Raw genomic sequence first — 17897 nt, 5'->3', positions numbered from 1 at the left:
AACAACGTGATCATCCGCCTGCTCGGGCCGCTCGAACTCACCGGCCCGAACGGAGCAGTTCAGCTCAGCAGTGCGGGACAGAGAACCCTCGTGGCACGACTGGCGCTGAACCCAGGTGAAACGGTGCCGAGGAGTGCGCTCGTGGACGCGCTCTGGTCGGACGAGGTACCGGCGTCCGCCACGAAGACCCTGCACAGCCTGCTCGCGCGCCTGCGCGGTCAGATCCGCGACGCCGGGCTGGGTGAGCTGATCACCACCCGCGAGCCGGGTTACGTGCTGAACGCGCCCGCAGACACCGTCGACGCCGCACGGTTCGAGGCGCTCGTCGCAGCAGCGCGGCACAGCGACGAGCCGTTGGCGTCCGCGAAGCTGCTGCGCGAAGCCCTCGCGTTGTGGACGGGCGACCCGCTCGCGGACTGCCGTCCCGGCGAGTGGACGCGGCACGAGTCCGCGCGGCTCATCGACCTGAGGATGGACGCGACCGAGGAGCTGATGGAGGCGTCGCTCGCGCTCGGCGAGCACGCCGCGGTGGCACCGCTGGTCAACGCGCTGGTGGAGCGGCATCCGTTCCGCGAGCGGCTGTGGGAGCAGCTGATGATCGCGCTCTACCGGTCCGGGCGGCAGGCCGAGGCGCTGGCCGCGTTCCAGCGGGCGCGCGGCGTCCTGGTCGACGAGCTCGGCATCGAGCCCGGCCCCCGGCTGCGGGACCTCGAACAGGCGGTGCTGACCGCCGACCCCCGTCTCGACCTGCCGGAACGCACGCCGGTCGTGGTGCGCGGCAACCTGCCGGCCGACCGGTCGAGCTTCGTGGACCGCCCGGAGACCGCGCACGTCGCGGACCTGATCAGGAAGCACCGGCTGGTCACGCTGATCGGCGTCGGTGGCGTGGGCAAGACGCGGCTCGCGATGCACGTGGCGCGCGGCGAGCAACCAGCGGACGGCGTGTGGCTGGTGGAGCTCGCGGCGTTGCGTGACAGGGCTCTCGTGCCGCACGCCGTCGCCGAGGCGCTGGGCGTGGTGGACCAGACCGGGCGCGGGCAGCTGAGCGTGCTCACGGAGTTCCTGGCCGGCAAGGACGCCTTGCTGGTGCTGGACAACTGCGAGCACGTCGTGGACCACTGCGCGGTGCTGGTGGACACGCTGCTGCGAGTGGCGCCGGACCTCCGTGTCATCGCCACGTCCCGGCGCGCGCTACGGGTCTACGGCGAGCAGGTCATGTCCGTGGCGCCGTTGTCCGTGCCGTATCCGGCGGCGACGTTGTTCGCCCAACGCGCTGATGCGGCGATTCCCGGCTCGTTCGTCATCACGGCGGCGAACGAGCAGGCCGTCAGCGACCTGTGCCGGCGGCTGGACGGCATCCCGCTGGCGATCGAGATGGCGGCGATGCGGGTGCGCGCGCTGAGTCCGGCGCAGCTGCTGGAACGGCTCGACGACAGGTTCCGGGTGCTGACCGACGGCGGGCGGACCGCGTTGCCGCAGCACCAGACCCTGCTCGCGACGATGGAGTGGAGCTTCGACCTCTGCTCACCGCGCGAGCAGCTGCTGTGGGCGCGGGCGTCGGTGTTCGCCGGCAGTTTCGACCTGGCCGCGGCGGAGGCGGTGTGCTCGGACGACTCGCTGACCGCGGACTTCATGTTCGACGCGGTGGACGGGCTGGTCGACAAGTCCGTGCTGCTGTGCGAAGAACACGCGGGCGTGGCGCGCTATCGGTTGCTGGAGACCATGCGCCAGTTCGGGCAGACGCGGTTGCGTGCGGGCGATGAAGAGCCACGGCTGAAGACACGCCATCGTGACTGGTACGCAGGTATTGCCCTGCAAGGAGAACGGGCCTGGTTCACGCCGCGGCAGGCAGCGACCGTCACGGCGATGACGGCCGAACGCGGCAACCTGCGGGCGGCGCTGGAGCACTCGCTGACGACGCCGGGCGAGGCCGACTCGGGCCTGCGGCTGGCGGCGGCGCTGTGGTTCTACTGGGTCGGCTGCGGCCGGTTCGCCGAGGGACGGCACTGGCTGAACTGGGCGCTGTCCCTGCGGACCGAGCCGTCACGGGCGCGTTGCAAGGCGTTGTGGGTCACCGGGTACCTGGCGACGTTGCAGGGCAACACCTCCGCGGTGCCCGCGTTGCTGGAGGCCTGCCGTGCCGAGGCCGCGGTGCTGGGAGACGAGGACGCCGACGCCTACGCGACCTACGTGCAGGGCGCGGCGGCGGTGTTCGACGACGACCTGCCGCTGGGCGCGAGGCTGCTGGCCGAAGCCGACCGCAGACATGCCGAGCTCGGGCACATGGACAGCAACGTGGTCATGGCGCGGGTGGCGCTGGCGATCACCGTGGCGTTCGGCGGCGAACTCGACCGTGCGGCGGAGATCTGCACCGAGGCACGGGTCGTGTGTGAGGAGAACGGCGAACTGTGGGCGCGCGCGTTCGCGCTGTACGTCCTGGCTTTCGTGGCGATGGGACGTGGCGACGTCGTCGAGGCCCGTGAGCTGGCCATGTCCTCGTTGCGCATCAAGGAGAAGTTCAACGACCTGCTGGGCATCGCCGTGTCGGTGGAGTTGCTGGCGCTGATCTCGGTGGTCACCGGGTCCGCGTCGCACGCCGCGGTGCTGCTGGGCGGCGCGGACCGGGTGTGGCAGTCGGTCGGGTTGCCGCTCTTCGGGTCGGCGAACTTCGCGGCGTCGCACGACCGATGCGTGGCGTTGTGCCGTCAGGCGTTGGGACCTGAGGAGTACGAGGAGCACTTCTCGCGCGGTGCGGCGATGACGGTGCCTGCGGTGATAGCGGCCGCGCAGTCCTGACGCAGGTTCCGTGCAACCGGGCGCCGGGACGCTGTCCGGATGAGGACCAGCGTTCGCACACCTGACGCGGGAACCGTCGAGGAAGTGCTGAAACTCGCCGCCAGGGCACCGTCGTTCGGCATCGTTCCGCCGTGGCGATGGCGGAACGGCAACGAGTGCCTTGAGCTCGTGACCACACGCACGGACCAGACGGCGTTGCTCGCGTGTGGTGCGGTGCTGCACCACACGCGGGTCGCGTTGTCGGCGATGGGCTGGGACTGCCACGTGCTGCGGACCCCTCAGCCGGACGGCCAGGTCGCGTCGGTGCACCCGCGCTGGGAACTGGACCCGTTCTCGTGCGAGGTGGCCTCCGCGGCAGCGATCTCGTTGCGCAGGGCCGATCCGCGCCCCTACCTGGGCGACGAGGTGCCGGACTCGGCGCTGACGTGGCTCCTGCACGCCGCCCACGCGGAGAACTGCGAGCTGGAACTGGTGGCACGGCGCAGCGGAGTGCTGTTGCGGATGCTCGGACACGACTGGCTGAGCCTGGGCGAGGCCGTGAGTGCCGTGCTGCTGGCGTCGACCGTGTGGGGCCTGGCGTCAGAACCGTTGCTGTACGAGGGCGAGGTGCTCGTCCGCGTGGGCTGGCAGTCGCCCAATGCCGAACCGTTGCCTCAGTCGGCCCGCTAGCGACTCCCTTTGCGGGGACTATGGGTGCGTGGACCGGGACAGAACGCTGGCGCACCTCAGCGAAGACGACTGGGGCAGCCCCGACTCGTCGTCGACCCAGCTCTACCGGGACCTGTGTGCGCTGCGCGATCTGCCGGTGGGGCAGCTGACGCCGACGTCGTTGCACCTGCTCGTGACGCACCAGGTGGGGCTGGACGTGACCGCGCTGCTGGCGCTGGAACACGTCGAATGCGACCCGTTGCGGTCGGTCGCCCTGTACCCCGGCGACCTGCTCGCCGCTCTACTGAGAGTAGATCACTCGTTCTGGACCGATCACCCAGCGTTGCTGTCCAGGACGTCCGCCTTGCTTGATCGACTGCGCACCCTGCCGGACGGCGACTGGCACCTGCTGGTGTCCGCGGCCGAGCAGTTCCCCGGTTAGGCGCGCATTAGGCGGCTCTTTGCCGGTGCGTGAGTTGCTTGCACCATGGCAAAGACTCTCGCGGCGGCCGGCCTCACGCTGGCCTCTCTCGCCGCCACCGCTGTGTTCTTCTCCCCCGTGGCTTCTGCCGAGACCTGCAAGGCTTCCTACTACTCGGGCGGCGGGACGACCGCCAGCGGCGAGCGCTTCGACCCCGACAAGCTGACGGCCGCGCACAAGACCCTGCCGTTCGGCACCAAGGTCAAGGTGAAGAACCGTTCCAACGGCAAGACGGTGACCGTGCGGATCAACGACCGGGGCCCGTTCATCACCGGCCGCTGCGTCGACCTGACCCCCAAGGCCTTCAAGACGATCGCCCCGCTGTCACAGGGCGTAGTGGGCGTCACCGTCACAAAGGTGTGAACACGGAGAAAAAGACCAGTTTGCTTGACCCAATCGAGTGAACGAGATAGTCAGTCCGGGTGTTCGCGGCGATGAGTGGGCCTGCCAGGCTCGCAACCGGAGCGTTGATCGGCGCGGTCGTCGCCGCGTTTTGCGTGCTGGGGACGCACGTCGGAGCGCTCGTGGCGAGCGATCCGACCGGGCCGGACGGCGATTTTCCGGCCCGCGTCTCACTCATCAACACGCCTTCGCTGATCCCCACGGAGTCCGAGCCTCCGTCACAGACAGTGGCGTCCAGCTCATCGTCCGCACCGTCGTCGTCATCATCATCGTCGTCGTCGTCGTCCAGCACAACGACTTCGACGACCACCACGACCACAACCACGACGACGACAACTCAGGTGCCGCCGGCCGTGACGACGACAACGACAACGCGACCACGGCCCCCAACCACGACAACAACGACCACACGTCAGTGCGGTCTCATCTTCTGCTGATCAGACAGCCCTGCGTCCGGCCATCGCGGTAACCGCTTTCAGCCTTGCGGCTCACTGCTCCGCGAGCTTCAGCCCCACCGGGCACGACACACCGGTGCCGCCCAACCCGCAGTAGCCGTAAGGATTCTTGGCGTCGGACAGGTACTGCTGGTGGTAGTCCTCCGCGTAGTAGAACTCCTTCAGCGGCGCCAGCTCCGTCGTGATCTTCCCGCGCCCCGCCTCGCTCAGCGCCCGCTGGTACACGGCCGCGGAAGCCTCGGCCGTGACCCGCTGCCCTTCGTCGGCGTAGAGGATCACCGACCGGTACTGCGTGCCGATGTCCGCGCCCTGCCGCATGCCCTGGGTCGGGTCGTGGCCCTCCCAGAACACCCGCAGCAGGTCCTGGAACGGCAGCGCGGCGGGGTCGAAGACGACGAGGACGACCTCGGCGTGGCCGGTACGGCCCGAGCAGACCTCTTCGCAGGTCGGGTTCGGCGTGATGCCGCCCGCGTAACCGACGGCCGTGGACCAGACGCCGGGTGTCTGCCAGAAGAGCCGTTCGGCGCCCCAGAAGCAGCCCAGGCCGAAGACCGCGGTGCGGTGACCGGAGGGGAAGGGTGGCGCAACGCGACGGTCCGGGAACACCGCGTGGAAGTCGGCCGCGGAGATCGGGTCCGGGCGGCCCGGCAACGCGTCGGCGTCCGTCACCCGGCGGGCTTTGTCTCGACCGAACAGGGCCATGACCTGCATTGTATGGATCAGTCGGCTCCGATGTGACTTGGCACATGAAAGCATCCCAATCGGGCACCAAAGCAACTGGCGATCAGCGAGAATTCCCGGACCGTCGTTCGCTGGGGGTTCCGCCATGTCCGATCGCGCCCGCCGCGCCGTGCCCGTCGTGGCCGTGCTCGCGCTGCTCGTCGGCATCGGCGCGGGAGCTTGGGCTATCTGGGGAGACGGCTCCGGGAACGCCTATGCGGTCGACGTCGTGACGACTCCGGATCCGACGCCTCGGTTGCCGTACGTCGAGGCGACGGACCCACTGGTGGACCCGCCCGGCGACATCGCGTTCAAGAAGACCGGCCGCACGGACGTCTTCGAACGTGACACCCTGCTGTCCGAGGACGAGCTCGAGATCGCCCGGGAGACCGGCGTCGCCAAGATCGACGCACGCGTGACCAGGCAGGCGGACGGCACGGTGCTGGGCGTCTGGAGGTTCACGCTCCGGGACGGCACGGACCCGTTCACCGCGCTGGACGAGTTCGACGGGCTCTACAACCGCGGCAACCACCAGCTCGTCCCCGGTGGGGACGACGTCCTGCTCCGCCGTTTCGTCAGCGAGGACGGGAGCGCGGTCTACCACGCGCACTACGTCCGCGGCCGGGACGTGCTGCGCGTGGACGGCTACGGTCCCAGCGCCGCGGACGAGGTCATGGACCTGCTCGGGCGGCAGCTCGCCCACTCGCCGGCGGAAGCCGAGCCGGAATGATCTCGACTGGAACCGCCGTGGCGCCGAGTGCCGAGGCGACGCGGGTGCCGAGACCCGGCGTCGTGCTGATCCGCGCGGTCGCCGCCGTCCTCGTCCTGCACGGCTTTCTCGTCGGGCTGTGGACGACCCAGCACGACGTCCGGCTCGGCTACCTCGACGCCGTGCGGCACGTGCTCAACCGGCCGCTGGGCATCGGCGAGGACTTCGGCGTGTTCGCCGTCATGCTGTTGCTGACGACCGGCGGCTACCTCGCACAACTCGACCGCGCACCGCTGCGGTGGCAACTGGTGCGCGACTACCTCCCGGTCGGCGTCACCTCGGTCCTCGCCACGATCGTCGCAGCGCTCGGCGCGCAGATCTGGACCGTTCCCCTGGCGCCGATGACCGACGTCCTCACGGCCGCCGGCAACGTCACGCTCGTCAGTCACCTGGTCAACGAAGTCCAGTTGCTCGTGCCGCTGGCCTGGTTCGCACTGCTCCTGCTGGCCGGCACCGCGGCCGCGGCGGTGATCAACGAGTACCGCGGACTGGCGATGCTGGTCGTACCTCTCGGGCAGATCGTGCTGTCGGCGGCCGTGGTCGCCGTCGCGCCGGACAGCCGGCTGGCCGGGGTGATCGTCTTCTTCCCCCTGGTGGCCGTGGGACAGCTGATCGCACTCGCTCAGCGAGGCGGGCTCAAGACGGGGCCCGTGGTCGGGTTCGGGTTCCTCGGCCTGTTCGTCATGGTGATGCTCCAGACGCTCAAGCCCGAGTTCGCCAGGTGGTGGTACCCGGTCCCGGCGGTGTTCACGATGCTGCTGGTCGGACTGGGTGTCGTGTTCAGCGGCGAACTGGCCGCACGACTCACGACCTTCCGCGTGGTGCGCTGGCTCAGTGACCACGCCGTCTGGCTCGCCCTGCTCCAGGGCGTCGTGGGATACGCGGTGCTGGACGTGCTCGGCGGGTTCTTGCCCGTCGGCGTGGCGCTGGTGGTGGCGGTGGGCGCGACCGGCGCGGCCGCGGCGGCATGCCATCTGCTCGTGCGGCGGGTACCGGCATGAGCAACAAGCCGGGATACATGCCCGGACTCGACTTCGTCCGCGTCGTCGCGTCGGTAGCCGTCGTCTACCACCACTACGCGGACTGGATCCACCTCGATCGCGAGCAGTACGCCACGGCCAACGAGGTCAACTCGCTCCTGGTCGACACCCTGCACCTGAACCCCACCCTCGGGTTCGCGGGCGTGGCGGTGTTCCTGCTGATCAGCGGCATGGTGATCACCGGAGCGTCGTTCCGGGAGAGCGGTCCCGAGTTCCTGGCGCGACGGTCGGTGCGGCTGCTCCCCGCGTTGTGGGTCGGGGTGTTCATCGCCTGGTCCGCGGTCAGTCTGGGGCTGCTGCCGTCCACCCTGCCCGCGGACTTCGACGACCTCTTCCTGAACGCGTTCCTGGTCAACTACCTGGTGCCGGGGACGTCCGAGGTGCTCGGCATCGACTGGACGCTGGCGCTCCAGTTCGTCTTCTACTTCTACGTCATCGCGACCATGCCGCTGCTCAGGCGCTGGCCGTGGGTGCCGCAGGCCGTCGCGGTCACGCTGGTGTCGGTGCTGATCTCCGTCGTGCCCCCGGACGGCGGGCCGCCGTTCAGCTTCCTGCGTCAGGTGGCGACGTTCCTCCCCGTGCTGTTCATCGGCCAGCTGATCGCACTCGTGCGGTCGGGAAGACTGCCGATGCTCGCCGGCGTCTCCCTCGGCGCGATGCAGTACCTGCTCTTCATCCGGGCGGACCTGACCAGCGAGACCTGGCCGGGAAACGGCGAGGCCTATCCGCGTACGCTCGCCATCCTGTTGATCGTGGTGTTGCTGGCCAGCCGGGCTGACGGAAAGCTGGTGCGGGCGCGGTGGGTCGCGGTGGCCTCCCAGCGCACGTACGGCATCTACCTGCTGCACATCCCGGTCGGCATCCCGTTGCGTCGCCTGATCACCCCGTTCACCGGATACTGGCTGGCCATGTGCATCGCGATCGTCGTGGTGCTCATCGCGACAGAGCTGATGTACCGCTTCGTGGAGACTCCGGTGGAGCAGTGGTACCGAAAGCGGACGAAGGCACGCAGCACCAGGTCGGCCATTGGTCAGGGGAACCGGGGGACATGAACGCGGTCGCATGCACGATCACCAGGGAGAGCGGTCTGCCGCTGGCGACGGTGCTCGCCCGGTCCTACCTGGCGCACCACCCCGGCAGCCGGTTCGTCATCGCCGTGCTCGACGCCGAACCCGGTGCCCGCTCGGAAGACGGAATCACGTTCCTCGGTCCAGGTGCGATGGGGGTGCCGGAGGACGACTACTTCAGCCTGGCCACCGCCTACCCGCCGGAGCAGCTCGCCGAGGCGCTGAAGCCGTTGCTGCTGCGGGAGCTCCTGCTCGACGCCGACGTCGCCGTGCACCTCACGTCGTCGAGTTTCGTGCTGGCGCCGATGGACGACCTGCTCACCGGTGCGCACTCGCTCGTGGTCTCGCCGCACTTCCAGCAGCCGTTCGACGACGTGAAGTCGGACGAGGGCCGGCTGGTCGGCACCGGGGTGTTCGACCCCGGCTTCGTCGTGGTCTCGCAGGGTGCGGCGGAGTTCCTGGACAGCTGGGCGGAGGCCGTCCGGACCTTCCACGCGATCGACCTCGGCCGTGCCGTGTGGGCCGACCAGGCGTGGTTCGACCAGGCCGTGAGCCAGCGGGCGCACCACGTGGCGCGCACGACGGTGGGGGTCTGGAACGCCTTCGAACGGCAGGTCGGCGCCGGTACGCAGGTGATCGACCTGCTCGGGTTCGACGCGACCAGGCCGTGGCTGCTGAGCACGCACCTCGCCGGGCGTCCGCGCACGTTGCTCTCCGCGCGTCCCGACCTGGCACCGGTGGTCGCCCGCTACGCCGAGGCGCTGACCGAGGCCGGGTTCATCGCGCCGGAGGACGTCGCGCCGTCGTGGCTGAGCGAACTCAGCGACGGCACCAAGATCACGCCGCTGCTGCGTGCGATCTACCGGAAGGCCTCGGTCGAGGACGACGAGCAGCCGCCGCACGCGTTCAGCGGCAAGCCGTTCCGCGACTGGCTGACCGAACCCGAGCTCGGCACGCTGAACCGGTGGGCCGCGGCGATCTGGCGCGACCGGGCAGACCTGCGCGGCTACTACAACGACGCGGCCAACCCCGGCTACCTGGACTGGCTGCGGGCGTTCGGGGTGCCGGCGGGCGACCTGCCCACCTGGGCGATCCCGGCGCCGCCCGCGCCGATCGCGCCCGCGAACGACGAGCTCGGCGTCAACCTGCTCGGCCACCTCACGGCGGTGCTCGGCGTCGGTGAGCTGGGCCGGTCACTGCACGACGCGCTCGCCGCGGCGAACGTGCCCACGGCGTCCGTGATCGAGGACGAGTTCGTGGTCAACGAGCTCGGCATCGACGCCCCGGACGACGTCAGCAGGCCGCGGTTCCCGGTCAGCGTCCTCTGCGTGAACGCCGATCTCACCCAGGCCGTGCTGCGGGCGCACCCCGAGGTCGCCGAGGGCCGGCACAAGATCGGCGTGTGGTCGTGGGAGCTCGAGGAGTTCCCCGAGTCGATGCACGTCTACGACAGCCTCGACGAGATCTGGACGATCAGCGAGTTCTGCCGCGAGGCGATCGCCGCGCACACCACCAAGCCCGTGAAGGTGTTCCCCATCCCGGTCAAGAACCGTGCAGCGGTGTCGAAGAAACCGGGCGGGCGCACCAGGTTCCTCTTCGCGATGGACTTCAACAGCGTCTTCAAGCGCAAGAACCCGCTCGGCACCATCGAGGCGTTCCGGCGCGCCTTCCCCGGCCGCGACGACGTCGAGCTGGTGCTGAAGGTGATCAACGGCAAGCAGCACGTCCCGGCCGCCGAGCAGCTGCGGGCCGCGGTCGCGCTGGACGACCGGATCACGTTGATCGAGAAGTACCTGTCCGCGCAGGAACTGCACGAGCTCTACGAGAACAGCGACTGCTACGTGTCGCTGCACCGCTCGGAGGGTTTCGGCTTCACGGTCGCCGAGGCGATGTCCATGGGCATCCCGGTGATCAGCACCGACTACTCCGGCACGGCCGAGTTCCTGGACCCGGTGAACTGCTGGCCGGTGCCGTACGAGATCGTTGAGGTCGGACCGGATGCCGCGCCGTATCCGCCTGACGCGCACTGGGCCGAACCGGATCTCGACGCGGCCGCACAGGCCATGCGCGAGGTCGCGGACGATCCGGCACGAGCCGCCGAACGAGGGCTGGCCGCGCGGGACCATCTGCGTCGCACGCGCAGCACCGAAGCGGCAGCGAAATGGATCGAGGACCAGGTCGGCAACGCGTTGCGGGCCTGGCGGGAGGTTTCTCACCCGGCTCCGCCCGTCGTTCCCGAACCGGAACCGGCGGCAGGGGGAGGTGTGACGCCGGTTCTGCGCAAGGCGATACTGCGGGTGGTCAGTCAGGTCGAGCGGTATAGGTCATCCGGACCAACGGTCCGATAGGCCGGATCACGACTTGGCGGTTGGCCGGTCAGCCCTCAGGCAGGACATGCACAATGGCCGGGTTCGCACATGGAGAAAGGGGCTGTCAGCGTGAACTGGCAGGACGAACTGCGCAAGCTGGACGACGAGCTTGCGAGCGGCCGGATCTCGGCTGACGACTACCGGGTTCGCCGCGACCAGGTGCTGTCCTCCAGCAACGCGGGCGGCCAGCAGGCTCCCGGACAGCAGCGCTGGCAGGCCCAGCCGCCGTCGGCGGGGCCCGCGACCGGTTCCCAGGCGACCCAGTACATCGCCCCCGTCGGCGAGCCGCCGAAGGCGCCGAACCCCGACGCCACGCAGGTCGTGACGCCGCGGCCGCCCGACGCCGACCGCACGCAGGCCGTGCCGAGCGCGGGCATGGGCCAGCCGAACTACGGCCCTCCCTCTCCCGCGCACGGTTTCCAGCAGCCCGGGCCTCCCCCGCCGCCGTGGCAGGTCAGCAGCGACCAGGCACCGCCGTGGCTGACCCAGTCGAACGACAGCTGGTCGCGCTCCGGGCCCGAGGTGTTCGACGAGACCTCGTCGGGCAAGGGCAAGAAGGTGTTCGCGATCATCGGCGTGGTGCTGGTCGTCGCGCTGATCGGTGGTGCGGTCTGGTGGTTCGGCCTGCGCGAGGGCTCCGGCGGTGGCGGGAACACGACCGCTGCTTCAACGGCAACGACCACCACGACCACCAAGCCCAAGACCCCGCTCGAACTGCTGCCGGCGGCGCCGGGCACGGCCGACCCGAACAACGGTGAGGCGACGGCGGAGAAGCTGGTCACGGCCGGCTTCCTGACCGCGGACGACGCCGAGGCGCTGACCACGGCGGGCGTGCAGAAGATCGCGTTCAAGGGTGGCAAGGAAGACGCGTTCACCTACCACGCCGCGGTGTTCGAGACCGACTCCCCGGAGAAGGCGACGAAGCTCGCGACCGACCTCGCCGAGGCGGCGGGCAGGTCCGGCATGGTCGAGGGCGCTCGTGGCGCACTGCCCGCGAAGTCCAACGTGCTCCAGCTGATCAAGCCGAAGCAGAGCGGCTCGTACCTCGTCGTGTACGCGACCGGCAAGCAGGTCGTGCGCGCGATGACGGTCCAGGAGCCCATCGGCGACTCGGACACCGACCTGATCAGGAAGTTCCAGGAGTACAGCGTCGCGGTGTCGAAGAAGTTCCCGACCTCCTGACATGAGCAACGACGTCGTCGACTACGCGGACGGCGCCGAGGACGCCGTTCTCGAACGGCTCCGCGCGGCGGCGGACGTCAGCGCCGGTTCGGCTGAGCTCGCCACGAACCTGGGTGGTTCGTGGGAGCTCAGCTACCACTTCTCACCGCAGCGGCTCGGGCTGCTCGCGCCCCTGGACATCCGGCCGGGGCAACGGGTGCTCGACGTCGGCTGTGGAAGCGGCGTCCTGAGCCGTGCCATGGGCGAGGCGGGCGCGGAGGTCGTCGGTGTCGAGGGCGTGCCGTTGCGCGCGGCCGCGGCACGGGAGCGGTGCCGCGACCTGCCGGGCGTGCGGATCGTCGACAGCCCTGCCGTGGAGCTGAGCAAGCACGGGACGTTCGACGTCGCGATGGTCTGCGGGGTGCTCGAGTACTGCGATCCCGAGCAGCTGCTGGGTGACGTCGCCGAAGCGCTGGACACCGATGGTGTGCTGGTGCTGGCGATCGAGAACCAGCTCGGGCTCGGGTACCTGCTCGGCCGGGCGGAGGACCACCGCGGCAAGTCGTGGGTCGGTCCCGCCGGCTATCCGGGCTCCGGCGCGCGGACGTGGAGCAGGCAGCGGCTCGGCGAGCTGCTCTCCGCCGCCGGCTTCACCGCCCAGCGCTGGCTGGCGCCCTACCCGGACTACAAGATCCCGCGGATCGTCGTGGACGCGTCGCTGCACGACCGTCCCGAAGCACCCGAACTGATCGACAAGCTCGTGCGCGACCCGCTGCAGGGCGCCTTCGGCGGCACCGTCGGCGCTGTCGCCGGCAGGCTGCCGCACCGCCTGGCCGTCGCCGACGGGTTCGGCATGGCGGTCTCGCCCTCGTTCCTCGTGGTCGCGGCACGCACGCAGGAGTCCGTCGACCGGACCATGCGGCCCGGCCTCGCCTGGATGGTCAACAACGGCAGGTTGCCGCAGTGGCGCCGTTCGCGGACTCTCACCGGCGATCTCGATTTGGTGATGGCCGACGGCCGCGAGAGCGCGGCGGGATGGCTGCGCCAGGTGCTCGTCGAGCGCGATCCGGTGCTGCCGGGTGTCGCTCTGGACAGCCTGCTGCTCGACGCCTTGGCGGACAACGACCTCACCGGTCTGCGCGATCTCCTGGAGCGGTGGCGCCAGTACTGCACGGTGGACGCGCGGCCTGTCACCGGCGCGGACGTGCGCCACCCGTTCCTGCCCGGCCGCGAGGGTGTCGCGGTGCTGCCGCCGGACTGCCTCGACGTGCACCCCGGCAACTTCATCGTCGCGGACCACGGGACGTACCACCGGATCGACCTCGAGTGGCAGGCCGAGTCCGGAGTGGACTCCGAGCTGGCGCTCGTGCGGGCGCTGCTGGAGTTCGCCCGCGAGGTCCACCGCAGCGGCGCCGCGCATCCGTGGCCCGCGGAGTGGTCGATCCGCCGGCTCACCGAGGAGCTGACCGCGCTCGCCGGGCTGCCCGCCCCGAGGTGGGACGACCTGCTCCCGGCCGAGGCGACGTTGCAGGAACTGGTCAGCGGCACGCCGGCGGACGAGGTGCTCGCCGCGTTGCGCAGCGAGCTCGACGTGCCCGGCAGGCCGAGGCTCTGGGAAGGGCCCGCGCTCACCGAACTGCAGGACGCCGCGGCCGCGGTGCCGCAATTGCACGCACAGGCAGTGGAGCTGAACGCGCGAGCGGTCGAACTGACCGAGCGGCTGCACGAACGCGGCGAGGAACTGGAGAAGCTGCACGAGCAGTCGAACACGGCCGCCGCCGCGTTGCGCGAGGAGATCGGCCGGCTGGACGACCTGGTCGGCAACTCGCTGATGGAGCTCGCCGACACCGACGCACGCCTCTCCGAGCAGACGGCGCTGGCGGAACGGCTCGCCCAGGAGAACGCGGAACTGCGGGCACGCCTGGACAAGCTGGACTCGTCGTCCATCGTCCACATCGGACGCGACTACGTCTGGCCCGCCGCCCGTGCGGTGCGCGGCACGCGTGACCTCCTGCTCGGCAGGGGCGGCGAGGAGACCGACGCGGTGCTGCGGCGGCTGGGCCCGATCGCACCGCTGGTCGGTGGCCGGGTCCGCGAGGTGAGCAAGCACCAGCGCGCCGAACGGATGCGCTACGAGGTCGCGGTGCCGGCGGACGAGGTCGTGGTCGGCCGCGGCCAGGTCGTCGAACTCGAAGGCACGGCCGTGCACGAGGACCTCCCGGTGCACGCCGTCGCCATCCGTGCGGACGGCAGGACCTACCCCGGCACGACCGGCCACCCCGGCAACGGGATCCGGCTGCGCGTGCCGGTGCGCGCACGCACGTCACCGGGGTCCATCGCGCTCGAACTCCTGGTGACGCTGGCGGACGGCACGGTCTTCCACAGCGACCTGCCGCCGTTGCGCGTCCGTCCACAGTCGACGGTCGAGCGGGTCGAGGCGATCTGGCCCGCCACCGGGCCGAAGGTCGCGATCTGCCTCGCCACCTACAACCCGCCGCGGCACCACTTCGCCGCCCAGCTCGACACGATCCGCGCGCAGACCCACCAGAACTGGGTGTGCGTGATCAGCGACGACAACTCGGACGAGACCGGCCGGGCCACGTTGCACGACGTGGTGGGCGACGACCCCAGGTTCGTGGTGGTCGAGCACGACCGGAACGCGGGCTTCTACGGCAACTTCGAGCGGGCGCTGCGGATCGTGCCGGCGGACGCGGAGTTCGTCGCGCTGTCCGACCAGGACGACCTGTGGGACGCCGACAAGATCGAGACGTTGCTGGCCGAGTTCGCCGACCCGGCGGTGCAGCTGGCGTACGCCGACATGCGGCTGGTCGACGACGACGACAGGGTGATCGCCGAGAGCGTGTGGACCGGCAGGTCGCGCCAGAACACCGACCTGGAGCAGTTGTTGCTGCTCAACACGGTGACGGGTGCCGCGAGCATGGTCCGCGCGGACGTGCTGGCCGAGCGCATGTTGCCGCTGCCGCCGAGCACTCCGGCGTCGTACCACGACCAGTGGCTCGCCGCCTGCGCGCTGTCGATCGGCCGGATCGCGTTCGTCGACCGGGCGCTGCACTCCTACCGCCAGCACGGCGCGAACGTCACCGGCTGGCAGGTGCCCCGCCTCGCCGACGGCCTGCCGGGGCTCAAGGGCCTGGCCAGGTACGCGCTCGGCCTCGACCAGGACTCGCTGGCGCACAAGCAGCCCGAGCTCGACCACATCGTCGAGCACGAGACCCGCCGGATCGCGCAGTTCGCGACGGTGCTGCTGATGCGCAACCACGACCTCATGTCGCCGGAGGCGGTCCAGCACATCTCGCGGCTGACCACGGCCGAACGCAGGCTGTGGCCGTTGGTGCGCCTGGCACTCGAAGGCGACCGCCCGGACACGGCAGGTGCCGAACGGAGGCTGCTCGCGGCCGCCTTGTTGCGGCGCGCCCAGCGCTAGGCGGTGTCTGACTTCGCAGGCGCCAGACCGCAGTCGACGAGCACGTCGTCCAGCACGTCGTCCGCACGAATGACGGTCTGCGCCCACTCCTCGGCGCTCGCGAGCCGCGCGCGTTCGACACCGGCCCGGATCGCGTCCTCGCGCTTGCGGTCGCGGGCGTACTTCTTCTCCCAGGCGACGTGCGGCAGGACGTCGAGGCGCAGCACCCGGACGGCCTGCGGCTGCCACTCGGTGATCTCCGCCGCGGCCGTGCCGGGACCGAGCGCGATGACGACGTCGTAGAGACCGACGCGTTCACGGCTCCACGGTTCGGGTTCGGCGCCGGACACGACCTCGATGCCCGCCGGTCGCCAGTCGTGCTCGGGTTCCTCCGGCACGAACAGCGTGACGGCGGCCTCGTGGTCGCGGTCCCTGAGTTCGGTGAGCAGGGCCGCGTCGAGCTCCTCCTCGCCACCGACCACCAGGATCCGCGCGGTCGTGGGGCGGTCGCGCAGCCACCAGAGCCGGTGGGGGTGCTCGTGGATGCCCAGCGACGGCGGGCGGGTCGCCAGGTCGTCGGCGTGACGACGGCGGAACACCTCGCGGTTGATGTCGGAGAGGCGTTCAGCCGTGGCCGTCGAGCTCGTGCCGTGCCGGACGTGCAGCACCCGTGACGCGGGCTGGACCCACACCTGCCAGCCGTGCCGACGCAGCATGAACTGCAGATCGGTGTCCTCGTAGTAGGCGATGTGGTACTCCGGCGAGAACCCGCCGACCTCGTAGAACGCCTTGCGCCGCATCACCAGGCACGCGGCGGAGGCGTAGTCGACGACGCGGGGGTAGAACGAGTCGACGTCGTACTGCCCGTCGCCCCAGCCCCTGCTGTACGCGTCACCGCCGAGGAGACTGCCCGCCTCCTGCACCCGTCCGTCCGGGAAGACCATCAGCGGTGCGACCGCGGCGGCCTCGGGCTTGCCGTCGAGGAGCTCGAGCAACGGCGGCAGCCAGCCCTCGGTCACCTCGACGTCGGCGTTGAGGAAGCAGACGAACTCGGTGCCCGCGTGCTCGACGCCGACGTTGCACCCGGCACCGAACCCGAGGTTCTGGCTGAGCCGGATCACCGTGGCTGATTCGAGGTTGTCCTGCAGCCACTGTCCGGTGCCGTCGGGCGACGCGCTGTCGACGACCACGACCTCGTAGGGCTCGTCGGTGTGCTCGGCGAGGACCTCCAGGCAGCGTGCGGCCATCGGCCCGCCGCCGTAGGTGACCAGGACGAACGTGACGCGGGGGTTCACCGGCCGCGCAGCTTTCCGTAGACGACGCGCGGCAGCCGGGACCACCGGTAGAGCTTGGTGGAGCGCATCGCCGCCAGCTCGGCCCGTTCCGCGGCCAGCGCGGCGAGCACGTCGCGGTGCCGGTCGGCCAGGTCGGCGTGCAACCGCCGTTCCGTGGCCAGGTCGGGCCCGATGTCGCCGCTGCGCAGGAGCATGTGCTCGACGAGCGCCTCCCGTTCGGCGATCAGCCGTGCGTGCAGCTGCCGGTGCGCCTTGCGCAGCGCCCGGTTCTCCGCGGCGAGCAACGCGATGCGCGGCTCGACGGCGCCGGTCTGGGCGAACGCCTCCTCCGCCAGCCGGGCCACGGCGTTGAGGTGCTCGTCCAGCAGCCGGACCGCCTTGGCGGACCGCTCGACCTTGAGCGCCCGGCGCATGGCCGTGACCAGCCTGCTCGGGGCGGTGACGACCTGGTCGGGACTGCCGAACTGCTCGACGGCCTGCCGGTCGGCACCCTTCGGGTCGAACAGCACCCAAGTCCGGCCAAACGCTTGCGCGGCCGCCGCCACGTGTTCGTCGCAGGCCACCACCGCGGCCGCGTTCGCGATCACGGCCAGCCTGTCCTCGACGACGGCGTCGTGCGGCATCGCCGGCCAGCTGGACTCCTCCGGCTCGACGCCGGTCGGCAGCACCACGACGTGGTCGATGGCGAGCAGTTCGGCGGCCTTGGCGACGGCGGGCCGCAGCCGGGCGAGCGGCGTGGTCGCGGTGACGTGCAGGACCAGGTACCGGTGCTCGGGCAGCCTGCCGAGCTGCTGGAGGTGCTGCACGCGAGCGGTGAGGACCTCGGGCTCGACGAGCCGGTCGGCGAGCACCCCGAGGTTCGGCACGACGTCGGGACCCTCGTCCCGGGTCGAGAGCACCTCGATGCCGGTCCGGCCCCCGGACTTGACGGCGACCCCGACCGCGCGACCGGGCAGTTCGGAGATGTCGAGCGGCTCGGACGGCGACACGACGATCAGGTGGAAGTCGTCGGGGCCCACCGAACTGATCGGTGTCGCCCCCAGCCCGCCATCGGCGCGATGCGAATGCTCCCTGCGCGCGAGCGCGGTGATGCGCCAGTCACCCAGCCGGTCACGCAGCTCCCGTTCGAGGACGCGCACCGGCAACTGGTCACCGAGCCCGTCCAGCTCGGTGCTGCACAGCAGGCCGAGTGCTCCCCCGACGGCGGTTTCTTCACGCACCGTCCTGACTCTACTGGCCTGACCTCGCGCAGAACGGCGAGTCGGCAAAG

General features: G+C 70.5%; 14 protein-coding genes. 10 read left to right on the top strand and 4 right to left on the bottom strand.

From position 1 onward, the window contains the following. The first annotated feature begins 6 nt into the window (after positions 1-6). The 4 genes from AB0M48_RS31555 to AB0M48_RS31540 are packed head-to-tail and all read left to right on the top strand — an operon-like array spanning position 7 to position 4288. Positions 7-2796, top strand: a complete 2790-nt coding sequence (locus tag AB0M48_RS31555) for a BTAD domain-containing putative transcriptional regulator (protein ID WP_363848943.1) — start codon at positions 7-9, stop codon at positions 2794-2796. A gap of 39 nt (positions 2797-2835) precedes the next feature. Continuing rightward, complete coding sequence (locus AB0M48_RS31550) at positions 2836-3465, top strand: hypothetical protein (protein WP_363848942.1); 630 nt, start codon at positions 2836-2838, stop codon at positions 3463-3465. A 28-nt stretch (positions 3466-3493) separates the two neighbouring features. Further along, positions 3494-3886, top strand: a complete 393-nt coding sequence (locus tag AB0M48_RS31545; RefSeq protein ID WP_363848940.1) for a contact-dependent growth inhibition system immunity protein — start codon at positions 3494-3496, stop codon at positions 3884-3886. 45 nt (positions 3887-3931) lie between these two features. After that, entirely contained in the window at positions 3932-4288 is a 357-nt protein-coding gene (locus AB0M48_RS31540) for a septal ring lytic transglycosylase RlpA family protein (RefSeq protein WP_363848939.1), read from the top strand. On the opposite strand, the gene AB0M48_RS31535 is transcribed toward AB0M48_RS31540, so the two are convergent. Together AB0M48_RS31535 and msrA are read right to left on the bottom strand one after the other, a co-directional pair. Then, the gene (locus AB0M48_RS31535; protein WP_363848937.1) at positions 4275-4640 is read right to left on the bottom strand and encodes a hypothetical protein; all 366 of its coding nucleotides are present in this window, start codon (positions 4638-4640) and stop codon (positions 4275-4277) included. The genes AB0M48_RS31540 and AB0M48_RS31535 overlap by 14 nt on opposite strands. 175 nt (positions 4641-4815) lie before the next feature. Continuing rightward, positions 4816-5484 (bottom strand): peptide-methionine (S)-S-oxide reductase MsrA, encoded by a 669-nt coding sequence (msrA, locus tag AB0M48_RS31530; protein WP_363848935.1) that lies wholly within the window; start codon positions 5482-5484, stop codon positions 4816-4818. Between the two features lie 124 nt (positions 5485-5608). Here msrA and AB0M48_RS31525 point away from each other — a divergent pair, with 124 nt between their 5' ends. The 6 genes from AB0M48_RS31525 (at position 5609) to AB0M48_RS31500 (ending at position 15353) form a co-directional block, all read left to right on the top strand. After that, entirely contained in the window at positions 5609-6232 is a 624-nt protein-coding gene (locus AB0M48_RS31525; protein WP_363848933.1) for a hypothetical protein, read from the top strand. Continuing rightward, complete coding sequence (locus tag AB0M48_RS31520; protein ID WP_363848932.1) at positions 6229-7272, top strand: hypothetical protein; 1044 nt, start codon at positions 6229-6231, stop codon at positions 7270-7272. The genes AB0M48_RS31525 and AB0M48_RS31520 overlap by 4 nt, the downstream gene beginning before the upstream one ends. Continuing rightward, positions 7269-8363 (top strand): acyltransferase, encoded by a 1095-nt coding sequence (locus AB0M48_RS31515; protein WP_363848930.1) that lies wholly within the window; start codon positions 7269-7271, stop codon positions 8361-8363. Before AB0M48_RS31520 ends, AB0M48_RS31515 begins: the two co-directional genes overlap by 4 nt. After that, positions 8360-10726: a glycosyltransferase family 4 protein gene (locus tag AB0M48_RS31510; protein ID WP_363848928.1), complete on the top strand. Its 2367-nt coding sequence runs from the start codon at positions 8360-8362 to the stop codon at positions 10724-10726. The genes AB0M48_RS31515 and AB0M48_RS31510 overlap by 4 nt, the downstream gene beginning before the upstream one ends. A gap of 69 nt (positions 10727-10795) precedes the next feature. Continuing rightward, complete coding sequence (locus AB0M48_RS31505; RefSeq protein ID WP_363848926.1) at positions 10796-11929, top strand: hypothetical protein; 1134 nt, start codon at positions 10796-10798, stop codon at positions 11927-11929. 1 nt (position 11930) lies between these two features. After that, positions 11931-15353, top strand: coding sequence for a glycosyltransferase (locus AB0M48_RS31500; protein ID WP_363848924.1), 3423 nt, complete (start codon positions 11931-11933; stop codon positions 15351-15353). Here AB0M48_RS31500 and AB0M48_RS31495 read toward each other — a convergent pair. After that, positions 15350-16627, bottom strand: coding sequence for a glycosyltransferase family 2 protein (locus tag AB0M48_RS31495; protein WP_363848923.1), 1278 nt, complete (start codon positions 16625-16627; stop codon positions 15350-15352). The two genes, AB0M48_RS31500 and AB0M48_RS31495, sit on opposite strands and share 4 nt — an antisense overlap. Beyond that, the gene (locus AB0M48_RS31490) at positions 16624-17847 is read right to left on the bottom strand and encodes a hypothetical protein (protein WP_363848921.1); all 1224 of its coding nucleotides are present in this window, start codon (positions 17845-17847) and stop codon (positions 16624-16626) included. The genes AB0M48_RS31495 and AB0M48_RS31490 overlap by 4 nt, the downstream gene beginning before the upstream one ends. Positions 17848-17897: the final 50 nt, after the last annotated feature.

Source organism: Lentzea sp. NPDC051208 (genome assembly GCF_040682435.1).
GTDB lineage: Bacteria > Actinomycetota > Actinomycetes > Mycobacteriales > Pseudonocardiaceae > Lentzea > Lentzea kristufekii.
The sequence above is the reverse complement of the archived record's forward strand: the minus strand, read 5'-3'. Positions and strand labels throughout refer to the sequence as shown.